We start from the raw sequence: 19,764 nt of genomic DNA, 5'->3' as shown, positions 1-19,764 counted from the left end.
CTTACTGATTTAAAATCGCAGTTGAAGAGACCCGTGTGACCCGAAAGTCACCACTGACAAAAATGGCGTTTTTGTGTAACCCGGTGAGCGTCTCTCGATACGTCCCACCCATTAGATTCACGCCCCAACCGGGCGGATTAGCAACATCCGGATATTGTGGATTATTGGTTCCAAATACGAACTCCATTTCACGTGTGACCTGAAAGGCTTCTTGTTTGTAATTTAAATATTGGGCATCTAAATTATCATGGTCAGGATGGAATTTGTGACGAAAAGGGTTGGTCGGCATATCAGGATCAATCAAGAGACTGACATTGACTTGATTATTCATTGAAAAATCACCGTTCATTTCAATATCAGGCCCATTGAAATCATAGGCCACTGTGCTATAACGGATGCCGGCCGATTGACCACTTCGTCGTGTTACCCCGGAATAATTTGGAATCAATTCATCCCGGGTCAACAACACGTATCGCCCGGGGACATCCACTTCTAATAAATCCGGGTTTTTCGGACTCACCCGATAGGTGCCCTCCTCCCACATTTGAACGATGTTTTTAATTAACTTCACCCGCCCGGTGGCATCAACATGCATCAAAACACGTAGTGAAAATGGCTTCCCCACAGGTAAAGGGTTGACCCCGCCTGATTGTGCTTGGCTGACCGCGTTGACTCGAACAGTCCCTACCCATAATCCGGCATAAGAATTTTGACTGCTATTAGACTTTAGGGTGCCACGCTGATTGCTGCCTGAAGGTAAAACCAGAGGTTGCATGGTGTTGCCACCGGCATGCAGCAAAACCTTTGCACCTTGTTCATTGGTTATAGAAAATACCTGCTCCATGCGTTGCTCAACAAAAGACAATCGATCGACAGCCAATGTCACCACCAAATCTTCGCCCGGTTGCATCTCGTAAACTTTGGTCATGGGTAAATCAGGCCAGGCTATTTCTCCGGTTTCTAAGTCTTCATTTAAAAATTTCATCGGTAGAGAAGAACCTTCTAAGCGGTTTAAGCTTACAAAATTGGTAACGTCACTTAAGTTACTAAGCACCAAATCCATTTCAGTAAAGGCTTCTTTATATTCCATAGATTCACCTTGCTGGATGGTTAAATTAATCATACCCTGATAACGTGAAGTGCCATTTGTGTAGAACCAATAAGCTTCTCCTGACTTCATACGTTCAAGGTATGGATCAGAAACTGCCTCCCATACACCTTGTGGATTTAGCTTATAAATGGGTTGACCCTGATGGGCTGAAGAATTGGCAAAAAAGTCACCAAAACTGGGCTCACTTCCTTTCACCAGAGGAAAGCCTGTTAGAGTAAAGCCGTTGGTGCGCCAATTTTTCTTAACAAACTTAGGTTGGCCGCTTATTTCAATGGTTTTTGCTACAGACCCTTCTAACTTGATTAAATAAGCGGTATTGGCTGATAAGGTGTATAAATTTGAAAGGAATGCTTCAGGTTTAGGTTCAGGAAAGTAACCGTACCAACCTTCTAAATTGAGTAACCCTTCCGCCGGATTTACAATAAAATCCCGACCCAATTTTTCAGGGATCCATCGCCAAACACTGGCCACAGGAATACCCGAAAAAATACTTTCAATTTTGTTATTTTGTGGCTGTATTTCTAGATATACTGCATTCCAACCAGGTTCTAATTCGATGGTTTGAGTAACCGTTGCAATGCCAGCATGACCGGTTTGAAATGTACCAAAGCTCAATATCAAAACCGCAGAAATGACATAAATGCTCAACCAAGCCTGCTTATGAGAATTAACTATTTTATTGCGGTAATTATTCATGGTTGAACTCCTGCTTGAACGGGCATAGCCGGTGGTTGGTTGCTGTCATCTTTCGGCTCTGGATTAATGGGATTAATGGATTGCAATAATGCCTCATTTATTTCAATGTGGGCATTGGCTTGTATCTCTGCTAAAAATGCTTTTTTGGCAGCCGCTTGTTTGTCTGATAATATCTTCTGCTTAATACCGCTGGCGATGAGCTTAAACTCAGTTTCTTTGGTATTTTCAGCGCCCACTAAACGCACCAAATAATAACCTTTATCGGTCTCAACAATATCGGATAAGGCTCCATTTTCAGACAAACTAAAAAGTGTATCTGTGACCGCTTGTGGCCACTTATAGGCTCTGTTAGGACTTTCAATCAGCCAGCCGATAACGCCACCCTGATACATTGAGGCACGGTCATCTGAATGAATTCGCGCTAATTCTCCAAAGTGTGTTTGGTGTGAAGGCAGCTGAATTGCTGCTTGTTTGACCGCTAACAGTTCATCTTTTAGTGCTTGTTTATTGGCATTCGTCATATCGTCGGATGTTTTTTTGAAAATAATGGCACCTCGACGTCTGGCCGGACGGTTATAACTATTTTTATGTTCTTCAAAATAGCGTTCGACTTCAGCCGTGGTCACATTTATCTTGGTTAATTCGTCATTGAGCCCGGCCTCTAAAAACTTATCAATAACAGTCTGTTGATAAATTTTTTGTACCAAAGGATCTTGGTCGGTACCTGACTGTAAAGCTTTACTCATCAATAACTTTTGATTGATCAAGTATTCCAATAATACTTGTTTTTGTTTGATGTCGTGGTATTGGCCGGCATTTTTGCCTCCACGTAATTTCATTTGCGTCAAGAAATCATCTTCCGTAATAACTGAATCATTAATCACCGCCAACACCTTATCATTTATTTCAGGTGTGCCTGTTGACCAATTAATGCTGGATAAAAACCAACCTGCTGCACCTGAAATAATCATCAAAGCGGCCACGACAATGTACTGTTTTTTCATGGTATCACCTGCTCAAAACCATTTTTGAAAATATAGAGAATTAAGGCATCAATATCCTTAGCGATATTATTTGTCAATGAAGTTTCAGTGCCTGAAACCAGTTGTACAGTCACTTCATTAACCACTTCAGTTTCAGATGTGTAAGCCAACGCCGGATCAACTTGCGCTTTTAAGCTAAAGACAACTGCAGTACCGGCAGGTAGATTTGCGCCACCTGTTATTGCAGTCTCATTGACATTAATACAGATTGCATCGCCATAAGCTTGGCACTGCCAACTGGCATGAATCAATCCGGCCGGTAAATTCTCAGAAATGATGACATCACCGGCATCAACTGAACCGATGTTATCGACAGTAATTTGGTATTCAACCCAAGCCCCCGGTTCCACAATTTCTAAATTATTGGTCTTTTGTATTCTCACATCGATACCTGAGATTAAATCTGTGGTTTCAATGGCCTCATTATTCATCAGATAAGGATCCGCATAAGCTGAGCTGACTTCACTTTCAAATACAACTTGCCCAGGTGCGGTCGCCAGTAACAACATGCTGGCATCTGTGCTTGTGAAATCATCTACAGCCAACTCATCAACAACACATATCAATTGACCTGTATTTAACTGACAACTGTTTCCCGGTGCGACAATTAAAATATCATCCTGTAGAGCAGGTATCGTACTGATACTATAAACATCTCGTGCCGTTGATGGTCCGTGATTTAACAATTTCAAGTTATAAATCAATCGTTGTGATGAATCCGGATCAAAAGGATCAATGTTGTCTGTAATCTGAACTTCAACATCAGCCAGTTGCGTAATGGCAGCTGATATTGAATCACTGTTATTGTTTAAATCAACGTCAACCACGGGGTTCGGTACTTGGATACTGGCCGTGTTTTCAAGGCTGCCTAAGGCGTCTGCATTTAACATGGCATTGATTAAATACGTTACCTTTTCACCCGGCGGAATATCAACCAGCTGATTCAATCCACCTTGACCACTTAAATTACAGACCGCAAGACCGCTTGGTGTACATGTCCAGAACGCATGACTCAACCCATTCATCAGGGTATCAATGATCATAACCTGATCACTGGCGCTGGGGCCATGGTTGCTAACCACAATCTCAAAATCAACTGTTTCACCCGCGACAACCGGATTGGTCAACAATTCTTTGGTGACTGACATATCAAGTTCTTGTCTGACATCAGTGGTGACACTTGATGTATTATTGGATAAGTCAGTATCCGTATTAAAGCCTTCTTCAAACACCACCGCTTCAACACCATTATTTATTTGACCGGTAAAGTAAGGATCAACCAGCGCATTGACGGTAAAGGTAACCGTTCCATCAATCGTAACATTAACGGTTTCGGCTAAATCACCATTGCCACTGGGTGTTTGACATATTGATCGGCCGGTGGCTTCGCAGACCCAACTAACCTGAGTTAAATGACTGTCTAAGTCATCAATAACCTGGACGCCCAAGGCATCAGAAGGTCCTGAATTGGTTAAAACAATAATGTACTCAATGGTTTCACCGGCGATAATTTCTAACGGTGCTGACTTGCTAATCGCGACATCCGTTTCAATAATAATTTGAGTGCGATCCTCGGCCAAATTATCAATCGGATTATCTTCCACAGAACCCGGTGGCATAATGATTGTGGCTTGATTAATGATTTCACCACGTGCTGATGGATGCACACGGGCATTGACCACTGTTTGGGCTGAGGAAATTGGTTTCATGTAAAGATTGACCGCCACATTATCTGCCTGACCTGATGGTGTTAAACAGTCTGCTTCGGCGACTAGTCTTAATACTGTCAAGGTATTATCATTAGGACTCAAAGTGAATACATAATCACCATCTGTTACCATGGATTCCGGCGATGTCATCGCTAGGCCTGGATCATCCGTGGCAAAGTAAGTATCTACACGACTCAATAAACCACTGTTTTCATCCCTTTCATATAAGTTTATAGCTGCCCCAATTTCATCGGATAACAACAAATTGCCACTGTCAGGTGACAGCGTTATTGAGGCAGGCAGTATTAATGAACCACCATTATTGGTGGCACCATCAATACTTCCAACATAGCTCAATGCACCGGTTTGCTGGGTTTGTCTGAATATCAAAAGCCGCTGAGCACCAGGTGACAAGGCATATAAAAACGCCGCATTAGGACTCAGCATAAGCTGATTCAAATCATCCATAGCTGGCAAGGAACCACCATTGTTACTATCGCCTGTTCGTAGTACTGCTTCGAAAGTCAAAACTTGACTGCTGAGATTTCTAGAAAATATAGCAATGGCATCTGAAAATCCTGCTGCAGTGTAAAGATAGCGGCCATCGGGAGTCATGGCCAAATCATTAATTCCAATGATGACATTACTGGCCGGAACAATGGTCCCGAAACCATCTTTAACGCGCTCCACAAAAGTCAATTGTCCTGTGGTTTGATGGCGACTAAAAACGGTGATGGCATGAGATCCTTTGGCGGCCACATACATGCCAGAATTATCTGGCGTGATTAGTAGTTTAACCGGATCAAGTAAACCCACAACCCCATCATCATTGGCATTAACCTGTCCGATGAGCTGTAAGTTATCATGAGCCAAAGTAAAGATGTAAATGGCATCACTGTGGGTATCAGCCACATACACAAATTCTTCTTGTTGATCGTAACGTATATCAGAAACAGCTGTTAAACCGGTTAAGGTGTTATCTTCACCGAAGTTATCACCCTCCACCACTTCGTCTAATAATAACAACTCACCGGCAGCGGTTTTTTCAAACAATGAAATTCGTGCGGGTGAACCACCGGCTATCAATAATCGATCACCGGCACCATTCATTTGCATGGCAGTGGGTGCATCAAGCACAACAAAATCATTGCTGTCATATTCAATGTTCAAACCAATTGGATCAGGTGCTTCACAAGTCCACTGAACCGTACCACTTTCCATGCCTGCCGGACTACCTGGGAAGATTGGAATATCATCTTCTAAAAGCGGGAATACCGCACTTGGACCGGTACTAAATACATCTAATGTATAGCTTAAATCAGTTCCGGCCACCACTTCGCTTAAGCCATCATCCTTAGTAATACTAAGGTCGCTATGTGGTTCTAAAATATCGCTGTCTGTGGCAGTATTATCAGCAGGATAAAGTTCTATGGTATCGGCATGGGTTAAGGCCGTGGCTGAGTTTGTTAATTGACCGGTGGCACTATCTAACACCCAACCGGTTAATTGATAACTAATGTAACCATTGGCGACAATGTCAGCGACATCAGATAACTGGCCTTTGCCTGAGGCTTTACAACTGGAACCATCTTGCACAGCCATGACCACCAAATTGTCACCAAAAGCATAGATGTAGGCGCCGTCACTAGATAGCACTAAACGTTGTACTGATACTAATCCGGCACTATCAGTGGAATCATAAGTGGCTGAAGCGGATTGATAGTTATCCAATCGCCATGGGTGTAAACTCACCGCTTCTAATCCCGCCGAAGCCAGATAAACCTGTTGACCTTGATGGGCTGTGACAACAGCCGATGGATTGGACGCGTTAGGCAATGCCAGCTGTTGATCAACTGACCATTGGTCTGTATCACCCTCGTAATTAAATACAGTCAACTGATTTCCACTGCCATCTGTTACCAGTACCCTATTATCTAGGGTTGTGATGTCAGTGGGTTGTAATAAACCACCTTGTGGCAATTGGAAATTCTGAATAACCGCTTTTGGTGTTAATAAACCATCACTGTGATTACGTTCAAATGCGGCTAATGACTCATTCAGTTCAGCGGTGGCAAACAAGAGTTGACCATTACCATGTAGAGCCAAATATTGCACCCCATTGAGCCCCTCAGTTCCGGTAATAAAGCCTTGTTGTGTTAGCAACCCTGTTGATAAAGAACGACTAAAAATGCCAATACCGTCGTCAAATGAACCGGCGGCATATATAAAGCGATCATCCGCTGAGATTAAAATATCTGCGACACCACCTAAACCGTTGACACCGGAAACGCCATCGATTAAAACTTGCTCAAAATTTAACTCACCAGCAGCATTTATTGAAAAGGTCAATAAGGCATCATCCACCGGTGAGCTGACATACAGGTGACGCTGATCGTGACTAAGAGCCAATTGATTGCCGCCAACCAGACCATTGATACCACTGTCGCTGCTTAGAATACGCTGAACCTCAATCAATTCACCATCACGAGAATCACGTTCGTAGCTGATTAGAACCGTATTTGTACCAAGCTGTCCTAAGGCATACGCAGCGGCTCCGTTGACCGTGACAACAACATCTGCATAGCTGTCTAAATCTTGATAGTAAACAAAATCAGTCAGACCTTCACCGGGTTCTAACAAACCGACCTCAGGATAGGCTGAACATGTCCAACTGATATCACTGATGGACTCAGGTGCGATATCAGTAACAAGTACCTGCCGAGCATCTGAAGGTAATACAGCCGGATTACTGCTGACGTGAGAGGTATTTTCATTGCGGACAATGATTTCATAGGTCACTTGTGTTCCGGGAATAACCTCAGTGAGGCCATTGTCTTTTGTGACCACTAAGTCGACTGCCGGTGCCAGTAAGGTGTTGTTATCCGTGGCAGCATTATTGTCCATATTTGGATCACTGATGGCATAATCAGGCAACATCGAAGACATCACCGTGGCGGTATTTGACAATAAACCGATGGCATCTGGTCGTAACTGACCGGTGGCGATAATTTCCACCTGAGAACCGGCCGGTAAATCAACAACTTCGTTAACATTGCCCTGATAGACTTGACCTGACCGACATGATGCACCATTAACCGGAAAACATTCATAACTAACAGTGGAAAACTCAGGTGGGAAAATATCTTTAACAATAACTTTTTCGGCATCACTGGGGCCGTCATTGCGGGCAATAATGACATAAGTCACCAGTGAACCGGGGGCCACACCACCTTCTCCGTCAACCAACGAATAAGCGTAACTTAAAGCACCTAAAGCAGGTCCGCTATCAGCCACTGAAAAACTGCTTAAAGCGTTGGATTGTGCTGCAGCAGTGAAGACCTGACGGCCATCAGAAGTGGCAAATAAACCACTGACACCATCTAAGCCACGAACGGATTCGCCCGGCTGCCCCAATGGGTCACCTTGATGAATCGCTTGTGCAAACTGTAGGGTTCCGTTCAACATATCACGATCAAATCGAACCAGTGCGTCCTCTAATTGGCCGGCGACATATAATGCCGATTCATCTGCACTTAGTACCAAATGGCTGGCATTACTTAACCCTTCAACCTGACTGGTGCCATTTTGTTTATATTCAACAAAACTCAGATCACCATTACTCGGATCACGTGAGAACACCACCAGAGAGGCATCTGCAGCACCTAAAATATAGACAAAATCGCCACCATTTTGGCTCGACATAATCATTTCGGTTGGCCCCACTAAACCACCAATACCGGAATCGCCCTGACGATAGGTTTGCACATAACTCAACTCACCATAACCTTGACTATTGGCGTTTGGATTCCGCAAAAATACAGATACGGAATTATCACTGTTTGAAACCACATAAACATGCTTGCCATCAGGCGCCACAACCACATCACTGATGGTCGCTAACCCGGAAACACCGGCCACGGCATTTTGTAAATTCTGTTTATAACTTAAACGACCAACATTAACACCGCTGTTTTGGTCAATCGCAAAGACAGTTAAAGAGCCTGTCAAAGGGCCGGTGGCGTATAAGTGCGCACCATCGGCACTAATCGCCAAGTCACTCACACCCTCCAGTCCTTCAACACCAAAGACACCACTGCTTTGTTTTTCTAAAAAGCTTAATTGACCAGAATTCAAATCTCGTCTAAAAGCCACCACAGAATTATCGCCGCTACCGGCGGCATAAACCGTTTCACCCTGTGGATGCAGTATGACATCAGAAACCGATAACAGACCAGACACACCGGCTTGTCCGTTGCTGACAGACTGCTCAAAATGTAATTGTCCAAACTCTAAACTACCCTGATTATTGATACGACTAAATACACCAATGGCATTATCACCGCGTGCTGCTGTGTAGAGGTGTTCATTATTACCAGTGACTCTGACAGCACCCAATAAACCATCATACAATGCCAAGCCATCCGTTTTAGTGATACTTAAGTCTGCACTGGTGTTGACCTCATTAATATCATTATCAGTATTATTGCTGGTATCAGTTTCTGATCCGACACAATCAGTTATGGCGCCAGAAAAACCTTGGGGACATGCAAAGACCCCAGCCTCGTTGATAATTTGGCCGCTGGCATTACTGGCCACTTCCGCAGTCAAACGAAACACAACTTGTCCTTGGGCTGCAATACTCACAGGCACACCTGCGGTGTCACTGTTCAAACTGATGTTACCGGTTCCCGATGCGGGACATTGAGAATCGGCACGGCGCTGATAAGCACTAATAGCATGATCTTGACTGGCGACCGCATAAACAGTTGAACCATCATCACTAATCGCGATGTCCATCACACCATTTAATCCATCTGTCTGACCGGCACGATCGCTCAGAATACCGGCAAATGTTAGTAAACCGGTTTCGGTATCACGGCTAAACCACAATAAAGCATCAGCTTGCTCTGCAGCCACATATAAGTGACGACCATCGGCGCTTAAATTAAGGTTAGCAGGACTTAATAATCCAACAACATTGTCATGACCTTGCGAAACCGTAGCCAATAAACTAATTTCACCATAATTTGGACTGCCGTGGGTGATTTCACGTGAAAACACAAAGAGTTTGTTTTGACCGGCGGACGTAGCATACACATGACGGTTATCGCCACTCACCAATATGGCAGATAAACCGGACATATTAACCCCGGTCAATGTTTCATCAATTAATACCTGAAAATTTAATTCACCATTGCTTGTGTCCCTTTGATAAATTCCAATGGCTGATTGATTGAGACCTAATGTGTAAACAGACAAACCATCTTGAGCAACAGCCACATCATTAATACCGGATAAACCATCCGCACCATTCATACCCTGTTGAATGGTTTCAACAAATGTTAAGGTACCGCTAATTAAATCTCTTCTAAATACCACCAAGGAAGCATCATTGGCGCCAGCGGCATAAAGGTAGGCACCATCAGCCGAAGCTGCCAGTGCCAAAGCTTGATTTAATCCGATGATTCCGTTTGCAAAATGATGGGCTTGTTGAAATTGCAGCTGCAAGCTTCCGCCATTCTCCACCGCAGAAATTTGCACAACGGCATCGGCCACTTGTGAAGTCACATAAATATCATCATCAAGCACCAATACATCTCTGGCACCGGCTAAATAATTCAAACCATCTGCAGCTAAATGAGCCACCTGTGTCAATTCACCGGTTAATTCATCAACAGCGAATGCACTGACGGTATTGTCTAAAACACTGACGGTTAATAAATGAGGACCCAATCCTGCCAGGTTTTCACTATAGGCAGTTGCCGCAACCCCAAATAAACCTGATACATTACTGTCACTGTTAAGTATCACCTGGGTTTGTTGTAAGGAACCTGAACCGATGGCTTCACATGTCCAACTAACGGAATTAGAATCAAATTTTTGATTAAGCACATCGAAAACCTGAATCGTTTCTTGCTGGCGACTGATGGCGTCACTGGGTCCATGATTACTGACCACAATTTCATAAACGCTGCTTTGACCCGGTACCGCTGAGATACGACCATCGTCTTTACTTAAGCTTAAATCGTACATCGGGGTTAAAGCGGTGGAATCCGCATCACAGACATCCTGAGTCGAGTCTGTGGGACAATTATCCGCATTATTAATAAAGGTGAAATTAGGCGGCGGAATAACACGACCTTGGGTCATTAATTGGCCCACTGCATTGGGCCGAATGGTGGCATCAATATGATAGGTCAAGGTACCATTGGCTCCAATATCGACACGGTCTTGAATATTACCACTGCCTTGAGCTGCACAACTGGAGCCGGAACCTAATATAAAACCATTAATGGCATGATCAGCAAAACCTGCCACATAGACATGCCGGCCATCATAGCTGGTGATTAAGTCATAAGGCTGGGCATAATCATAATCGCTATTTAAACCATCTAACTGAGTTTCAACAACGGTTAAATAACCAAAACTGGCACTGTTGGGATTGTCATCTCGGTCTAATATAGTAATGGCATCGTCAAATTCTGCCGCCACATAAATGCGGGTGTCGTCCGGGCTAATGGCAATGCGTCTAACACCGCTTAGGTAGTTAAAACCGCCGGTGCCATCTTGATAGGTTTTAATCAGTGACAACTGACCAAACTGATCGCTGACGGGGTTAGCTATGCGCTGAAAAATTGAAATTTTGCTGTCGTTGGCTGATACCACATAAATGTGGGCGCCATCATTGCTGACCGCCACATCCCGAGGCTGATCTCCGGCAGTCAAATTACGACCTTTAAATTGCAAACCTCCATTACTGACATTTCGCGACAGAATAACCACAGCATCATCTATCGCAGATGCCACATATACATGTGCTTGATCCGGCGATAAAGTTAATGCCATGGCTCCTGCTAAACCGGATACCCCGGGATCACCATTAGCAATGCTACTTTGCAAGCTTAAACTGCCATCATTTGCAATTTTATAATGACTTACTGATGCTTGATAACGCGCTGTTATATAAAGATTTTGGCCACTGTTGTCAATCACCATATCTGATACACCCAACAGTCCGTCATCTTGATTGGCTTGGTGTGCATAACTGGTAACAAAACTCAAATCACCCTGATTATCACGTTCTAATACAGTTAAAGTACTTTGGTCTGAACTGGCCACAAACACAAATTGATCATTGGGTGTAATGGCGATACTGTCAGGATCTTTGAGGTCTGTAAAATTGCCATAATTATTAAAATAACTGTGTTCAAAAGTTAAGTGATCTGCAGCGGTTGCCGGTACTGTGCCACTGTCTGAGTCACGTCTAAACTGAACCACTGCATCACTACCAAGACCGGTGGCGTAAATATTTTTGCCGTCATGACTCATAACGATGGCGCTGGCACCCAATAAGCCGTCCACCTGGCCACCGGACTGACCGGAAAGATAATCACCATTACGCTCAGATTCCATAAAAGCAAATAATGGGTCAGGTTGACGACGTTCAAAAACAGACAGTGTTTTTGGGTTATTGCCGCGCGCTGTGGTCAGTACATGACGCCCGTCAGGAGTAAACTGAGCATCGCTCAATCCGGCTAACCCGGTATATGTGACTTGTTGACTCCGGCTCAAAAAACCTTGGCTGTTTCTAGATAATACATACATGGATGAGTCATTGTGATTGGCATAAATAACATGCTCACCGTCAGCACTCACTGAAACAGCCTCTACCCCAGCAAGCGTTTCCGTACCCTGAAAATTTAAATCACTGCCTGCATAAGAAACCGTCAAAGAAATACTGTTGTCAGATACATCTCGACTAATTACTAAGGCTTGTTGGCTACCTTCTGCAGCTAAATATAAATGCCTGTCGTCACCACTCATGGCCATATCATGAATAGCGGATAATCCAGATAATGTGACTGAAACGTTTAAATCAACTAAAGCACCAAACTGAGGCGATTGATTGTCATTGTTGCGGCTATAAGCAGTCACATTAGCACCATGAGCATCCGCCACATACAACGCTGTACCGTCATAACTCATAATAATGGCACCGGCATTGGCATGGTTCACGGTTTCTTTAAAGCTTAAAGCCCCGGTATTTGCATCACGATTGTATACCTGAATTAAACCATCACCACTTAAATATACATGCTTACCATCTGGGCTTATTTGCATCATTTGAGGTGCTTCCGGCATGTGATCGGTGACAATGCCTTGATAACTTAATTCACCAAAATCTGAAGCCTGGGAGTCTTTGACACGCGCAAATACAGCCACCTCCGCAATTGGTACATTGCCTGATTCATTAAGCGATAACACATACACAAATCGATCTGATGGAGAGACCACAATTTGTTTTGGCATTTCGATTCCTTCAAGACCATTTTCAGCTTGCTTCAACTCTTGAATATTAAAAATTTGTCCAAACTGACTATTTAATAAAGTGCTTCGCTCATAAACTTGAATACCACCATGAATAGGTCCTGCACCATCAGTATCGGGGCTGCCCACATAAATGTGACTACCGTCATGGCTGATACCCATGGCTGAACCGGGCAGTGTTTTCAGTGAATTTTGCATCCAGGTTAAATCACCCGGTATCGGTGAGACAGCATCACATGTCCAGTTGATATTTTGTAATTGTGGCGGGAATATATTCTCTACCTGAGCACCAAATAAATCATCTGGACCTTGATTCGAAATGCGCATGGTGTAAGATATGACATCACCAGGAACCGCAGTGGTTCTGGCATCGTCATGATCAATCAGTAATTCTGCTTGTCCCGAAAGCGAGTATTCAGCATAGTCTTCATTATTAAGTGTATTATCATCAACACCTGAAGCTGTGGTTTTGCCACTGTTATAGACCTGACCATTGGCACCTGAAAGTGTACTGACATGAATTGTAAATACAGCCTCTGAATTAACAGCTAAATCCACCTCTGTGTTTATACCGGTTGCAGTTATCGGACCCGGCTGAAGACAAGAGCCGACTCCAGTGACCTCACAAGTCCATGACGCCGTGGTTAAATCCAATTTGCTGCTATTGAGATTATCCATCACTTGTATATTTGTATCTCGTGACGGACCTAGATTTTTAACACGAATCTCGTATGTCAAATCAACCACATCTGAATTATTATTGACGGCTGAGGCAATAATATTCTTGCGCAACTCAATATCAGAAGAACCCACTAAATCAGTGGTATCTTCGGCGCTGTTGTTTGAAGGATCTGCTTCTAAAATATTAGCAGGTAAAACAGCTTCTGCAGTATTGCTCAGGGTGCCTGAGGCTTGACTGTCAATGGTACCAACAACTGTAAATTTAACTGAAGTTTGAGCAGCTAAATCGACGGTGGCATGCAGCTCATCATCTACGATTGTCGTCGTTGGCGCATTTAACCCACAAGCTGCTGTACCGGACGTACAACAGGCACCAACATCATTGGTCTCACAAAACCACTGAATCGTACCGGGAATAAGTCCTGCGGTATGGTGCGGAAATGTAGGTAATATATCAACAACTGAGATGCCTCCAACATTGATATAACCGTCATTAGTAACTTCAATTTCATACGTTACCTGGCTACCGGGTGTCGCTGTTAATTGGTTATCCGTTTTGCTAACAACTAAGTCAGTACCAATAACAATTTCATTACTGGTGAAATCAGTTTTTATATGACCACCAGCATCAATGGTTTCACTATCCTGAAGAGTTATTTGTGCACTGTTACAGATTTCATTGCTACCGGCAATGTTACTGTCACACTCTGTATAAGTACCATTGGCAATACGGGTATGTATAAAAATTTGAGATTGGCTTCCTGCTGATAATTGTATCGGCACATTTAGCAACGTGCCTGATGCGGAAGAAACTTCAACATTACTGGAACAGTTTTCAGGACTGATTTGACTATCTGGAATACCTTCATCAGATTCACACCACTCCCAACAGGGTTCACTATTATTATTGGAACACTTGGTCGGGTGATCGATTAACATGGAATCCAGCTGGTCAGTTAATAAGGTGCCAATCTCCGGATCACCACCGGGCAAAGTACCTGCACCCAAATCACTGGGGCCGGCATTGGCCACTGTTATAACGTAAGTAAATGGTTCATTAGGAACCAGCGAGCCGACTTTACCCAGCTTGCTGATAGATAAATCGACATGACGTTCCAAATCGTCACTGTCATTGGCAACTGATTGCGGAACTGAAGTGTTGTTCGGGTTGTCGGCTGTTATGGTGTAAACCAATGGATTGGTTACTGCACTAGAGAAATAATCAACGACGATGGTAAAAGTCAAGGTTTCACCTGCTACCACGTTAACACTTGTATCAATGGCAGTTGTACCACTGGCATCATCACAAGAACTTGTACCACTTGTTTGTTTATCACAGCTCCAAGCAATGCTTTCAAACTCAGGTAAAGCATTATCGGTCACATTCACAGCAATGGCATCAGAAGGGCCAATGTTGGTGAGTGTATAAATATATGTTCGTCCTGTGGTTCCGGGTATATATTTTGTGTCACTGTCTGATAAGGACACTGTGAATTGTGAAAATGGATTCGGTTGCAATGAAACGCTACCTGTCACCGCAGTGCTTGGTGTATGCGTTGACGGGTTGGTGGCGGTTACTTCATAAACCAAAGGGTTTAAGGTGGCACCTGAATCGTATTGAGCTGTCACTGTAAAAGTCGCCACACCACCACTCTCCAAATCAACAGTGGTATTGATGAAGTTATTATCACTGCCTAAATCACAGTGACTGTCAGTGCTGGCTGAACAGTTCCACGATATCGATGTTATCGGTGTTGGATTATTATCCACCACCGACACATTATTAACGTCACTGGGACCGTTGTTTGTTACAGTAACCGTGTAAACCTGATTATCACCGGGCACGTATTCAGTGCTTACAGGTGAGGTCTCTACCATCACATCCAATTGACTTTCAAAAATTGGCGTATTGCTGTCTTTTTGACTCAGTGGTGAGGTATTGTTTGGGTCAGTGGCTTGCGTGTCCCCAAGTACAACACGCACTTCATAATCCATGGGGTCTGCAGTCGCCGAGGACGCATAATCTGCATTCACTGTAATGGTGGCAATATCATTAACACCAAGCTGTAAGGTTGGATTGACATTGGCGTTATTTCCACCATTACTTGAGCAAATACTGTTAGCAACCGGTGTTGTATAAGGCGTACATTGCCAAGCGGTTATGTTAAAACCAGTGGCCACAAAATCACTGACATTGAGGTCTTTGGCTGCACTTGGTCCGATGTTGGATACTTTTATGATATAGGTGCTGTTTTCACCCGGTGTATACGTGGTTTGAGAATCACTAACAGTTAAACTGATGTCAGTTTCTGAGGCACGATTAATGGTTTTGCTGTCTGAATCGTTACTGGCGTTATTATCAGTATTACCACTACCTTCATCGATCAAGTCAACCGAAAAATTTAAATCCTGGAAAAATTCAGCCTCATAATCAACACCGGTTAATTCGATGGTCACCGCATTAGTGCCATCCAAAGTCATGGTGATGGTATCCATGGCATTATTGGTCGAACCGCTTGCAGAAACACAAGCAGAACTTCCAACACCGGAACAACTCCAGTTAAAACCATTTACACCAGATGTGGAAGCAAAAGAAAGATCAACCTCAATACCTGAAACAGTGCCTGTGCCAGTTTTACTGACCATAATTTCATACGCGTTTGAAGCTGATGCTCCGGGCGTGAAGTTAGTCGGATTTTTTGAAATACTGACGGCAATGTCATCGGCCCAGACCGAGACGGAAAATAACGAACACGCCAGAAAGGCGAGACCTGAAAGTTTTTTATATGTGCCCAGAAACATGTGTTTTCCCACTATTAAGCTGACAAATAATTATTTTTGTCATTGCAAAAAAGTTCTGAACAGCAGACACAAAAAAACCGCCTTAGTAAGTTAGGCAGTCTATTTTAGGTATAGAAATCTCAGAAAATATTGATTAATTACACACATTTTATTATCCCCCGCTCATTACAAATTTGTAATGACCTAAAAACATTTAATCAAAATAAAATCCTATTAGCAAGTTTTTTATTATAATTAAGGACTTTATAAATAGCATAAAAAATTATTGATGGTGTTCATAACCCTAATTGTGCCTCAATTTGACTGAACTTTTGACAAATACTGCTTGAAACAAAACAAACGTGCTAATTAAGTCGATAAATAGGATATTGTCTGTGCGCAGCTTCATACTGTTCGCTGTGTTGATGCAGCCACTGTAATTGCAAATAAGCGTTATTAGAAAAAACCTCATCCTGTTTTTTCTTGGTTTCAAAGGCTTGTTTTAACGATGGGTTTTCCTTTAACAGTTGTCGAGCCTTGTCTTCCCAGACGTAGGGAGAAAAACCCTCTTTTTGTGTCAATATCGTATCAAAAAAATTCCACCTGAAAAAGGAGTCGGTGGCTTCGGGTTCTAAGGTTTCAAGTAAATATCGGACACCTTTTTGATTGCTTGGGACATAAAAGTCTCCGGCCTTAAATTGAACGCGCTCTGTAGATTTATCAAGGGTCACGGTATCGTGAACATAATGACCTTCAAAAACATTCGTTTGCGTTGAATAATCTTGAATTCGATAGGTCTCGACAGTCAGTACGGTGTCTTGATTAAACGGTTTCATATAGATACGATTACTCTTTAATAAATCTATGACCTGGTGCCATCCTTGTGGAATCAGATAGGCTTTAGGAATGGTGACAGATAATGTCGGTACATAGGTATCCTGGTAGCGAATTTGTTGCTTAACAGGTTTATTGCGGTGATATTTAAGTCGCTGTAAACCGGTTACATCACTGATTATTTCTTCTGATTCATAACCGAGAAAATTAATCATTGAAAATTTCTCTTCAGACAACTGCCACTGCAAAGGATATTGATCCCCAACCTGATAATGGGCAAAGGATTTCTTGCGTAAATCTTTAATCAACTGATGTGATTTATCTGCCTGTCTAATGACGGTATGCATGAAAATATAACTGCCTTTTACACGCTCGGCATACGGTTTTAGCATATGGGTTTCAAGCATCATTCCCAGGGTATTAAATAAAGTGGTATAACCCGTGGAATAACGTGGATTATCAAAAAACTGATTAAAACCTTTTTCAGGTGGTCGGTTAAAAACATTGACATACGGCGTGATGGGCCAGCCTTTCTTTGTCAGCTCGTTTTCCACGCTGGGCTGAAAGTTATTTTTTAAAAACTCACCGAGTTCACCACCCAGTTTATTATGTTGCGTCATTAAATGCGTTAACACATATTGATAATCCGCACCATTACTGACATGGTTATCAATGAACACATCGGGATTAACGCGATGAAATATCTCCATAAATGCGCGTGTATTGTGGGTATCGGCTTTAATAAAATCCCGGTTTAAGTCATAATTTCGGGCATTGCCACGAAAACCATAGCTTTCGGGACCATTCTGATTGGTGCGTGTTGTTGTATTACGGTTTAACGCACCGCCAACGTTATAGACAGGAATCGTCACTAAAAGCGTGTTCTTTGCTGCCTTTATAGTGCCCTGAGCATAATCACGAAACAGCATCATGGTGGCATCAATACCATCAGGCTCACCGGGATGAATGCCATTGTTAATTAAAATAGTCAGTAAATCAGTATTATTTTCTTTTTCAGAAAAACCCGTATTCGGTCGATAAGTCACTATATGCAAAGGTAATCCAGCATCTGTGATACCTACAGTTTCTATTGAAATACTTTTGTAATTTGTAGCGAGTTGATGATAAAAATTGATTATCTGCTCATAGCTTGCTGTTTGGTTACCGTTGCCTTGTTCAAAAGGGGTTTGTAATTGGGTTTTAGAGTTTGCATTGGTCAAAAATAATAATAAAATTATATGCAAAATATTTTTCAAGTGACACATAAATATAAATCCATTAAAAAATTGTAATTAAACCCTGGGATAACTGACTTACATATTTTCAACCCATAAGAAGGACATAAATACCCGTTCTAATAAATATGTCTTTGGTGATTTTTACAGGCAGTGATTAGTTAATCAAATTTTTGTCAATCAAACATCAATTTTTACTGTGGTGAATGTTTTAAAAATTTACGTATCAATTGAAGATATTTTTATGATTGAGTTATGACACTAAATTGTCGGCCAAAGCCAAGCAAATGTTATACCGATAACAACAGCATAAATTCCCGCATCAATAAAATATTTAACCGTGACAGACCATGGATAGCCAAACCAGATACTATATGGAACGGAAGCCCAGGCATAAACAGAAAAAGCTGCGACAAACACAACATGAAAAACATGAATAAACTCTTCACTGGGTTGTAAGGCCATTGTTCCAATATAGGCAATTAAAATACTGCCAAAAATAAAAAACAACAGCTGTTGACCCAACAATTTACCCATAGGCGGCATACCTTTATTCATTACAGTCATCATCACAACTGGACCATCCTTAAAGCGTTGTTGCACCGCAGGATCGTTCATTTCTTTCATATCAGAACAATATGGTGTGCTATAAAGTCCGGGATTATCTGCAGATTGACGTAAAGCCTTTGCAACTTCGTGTTCTTGATTTAATTGCTTATAATCTGAATTATGGTATTTCAAGACCATATGAATGAAAGCACTGGCAATCCAGACAAACACACCACTCAATAAAATTGGTAACCACAAACTAGCTAATGAAACTGACATCGCTTAACCCCCTAAAAAATCTTTACCAGACACCTTTGCATAATTCTGGATCGAAGGTAAAAAGAGCTAAAATTTCACCAGTTAAAGCATAAAATTTAATCCAATACGCCGTTATTAGTAAGTTTCATAACGTAGACTGGTGGAATTTTAGACTGCCTTCCAAAAGCCCTACTTTTAGTTTTAACACGATTCACGATTTATGCAAAGGACTCTATTAATATAGCATAAATTTAAAATCTTTGGTTATTCATGATTGGCTTTGTTTTTACAGAGTTAAACAAGTTATCCAATCATATAAATGTTGAAATCACTGCATACTCTGTTTTATTAATCACAAAAAAAAGCCCCAACTTGTGTTGAGGCTTTTCTTTAAATAAAATCCTGGCGATGTCCTACTCTCACATGGGAACTCCCACACTACCATCGGCGATGCTACGTTTCACTTCTGAGTTCGGGATGGGATCAGGTGGTACCATAGCTCTATTTTCACCAGAAAACTGGTCGCTTAAGAGATGTTC

At 42.4% G+C, this 19,764-nt stretch carries 5 protein-coding genes and 1 rRNA gene; all 6 read right to left on the bottom strand.

The window, feature by feature from the left end; translation table 11 throughout:
* Position 1 precedes the first annotated feature (1 nt).
* A complete protein-coding gene (locus tag OS173_RS00030) occupies positions 2-1,807 on the bottom strand; it encodes an HAD family hydrolase (RefSeq protein WP_267182217.1) in 1,806 nt (601 codons plus the stop codon).
* Positions 1,804-2,811, bottom strand: a complete 1,008-nt coding sequence (locus OS173_RS00025; protein ID WP_267182216.1) for a peptidylprolyl isomerase — start codon at positions 2,809-2,811, stop codon at positions 1,804-1,806. The genes OS173_RS00030 and OS173_RS00025 overlap by 4 nt, the downstream gene beginning before the upstream one ends.
* Entirely contained in the window at positions 2,808-16,370 is a 13,563-nt protein-coding gene (locus OS173_RS00020) for a beta-propeller fold lactonase family protein (protein ID WP_267182215.1), read from the bottom strand. The genes OS173_RS00025 and OS173_RS00020 overlap by 4 nt, the downstream gene beginning before the upstream one ends.
* A 344-nt stretch (positions 16,371-16,714) precedes the next feature.
* Positions 16,715-18,403 carry a M14 family metallopeptidase gene (locus OS173_RS00015; RefSeq protein WP_267182214.1) on the bottom strand — a complete coding sequence of 563 codons (1,689 nt, stop codon included), beginning with the start codon at positions 18,401-18,403 and terminating at the stop codon, positions 16,715-16,717.
* A 276-nt stretch (positions 18,404-18,679) separates the two neighbouring features.
* Positions 18,680-19,246 (bottom strand): hypothetical protein, encoded by a 567-nt coding sequence (locus tag OS173_RS00010; protein ID WP_267182213.1) that lies wholly within the window; start codon positions 19,244-19,246, stop codon positions 18,680-18,682.
* Positions 19,247-19,625: 379 nt separating this feature from the next.
* Positions 19,626-19,740 (bottom strand): 5S ribosomal RNA (gene rrf / locus OS173_RS00005).
* Positions 19,741-19,764 lie beyond the last annotated feature (24 nt).

The organism is Marinicella gelatinilytica (assembly GCF_026410405.1).
Taxonomy (GTDB): domain Bacteria; phylum Pseudomonadota; class Gammaproteobacteria; order Xanthomonadales; family Marinicellaceae; genus Marinicella; species Marinicella gelatinilytica.
This window is presented reverse-complemented; position numbering and strand designations above follow the sequence as displayed.

Bases quoted from the DNA above. Each gene is read 5' to 3' on its own strand.
- OS173_RS00030 (WP_267182217.1), bottom strand. From the start codon at position 1,807: ATGAATAATTACCGCAATAAAATAGTTAATTCTCATAAGCAGGCTTGG.
- OS173_RS00020 (WP_267182215.1), bottom strand. From the start codon at position 16,370: ATGTTTCTGGGCACATATAAAAAACTTTCAGGTCTCGCCTTTCTGGCG.
- OS173_RS00010 (WP_267182213.1), bottom strand. From the start codon at position 19,246: ATGTCAGTTTCATTAGCTAGTTTGTGGTTACCAATTTTATTGAGTGGT.
- OS173_RS00025 (WP_267182216.1), bottom strand. From the start codon at position 2,811: ATGAAAAAACAGTACATTGTCGTGGCCGCTTTGATGATTATTTCAGGT.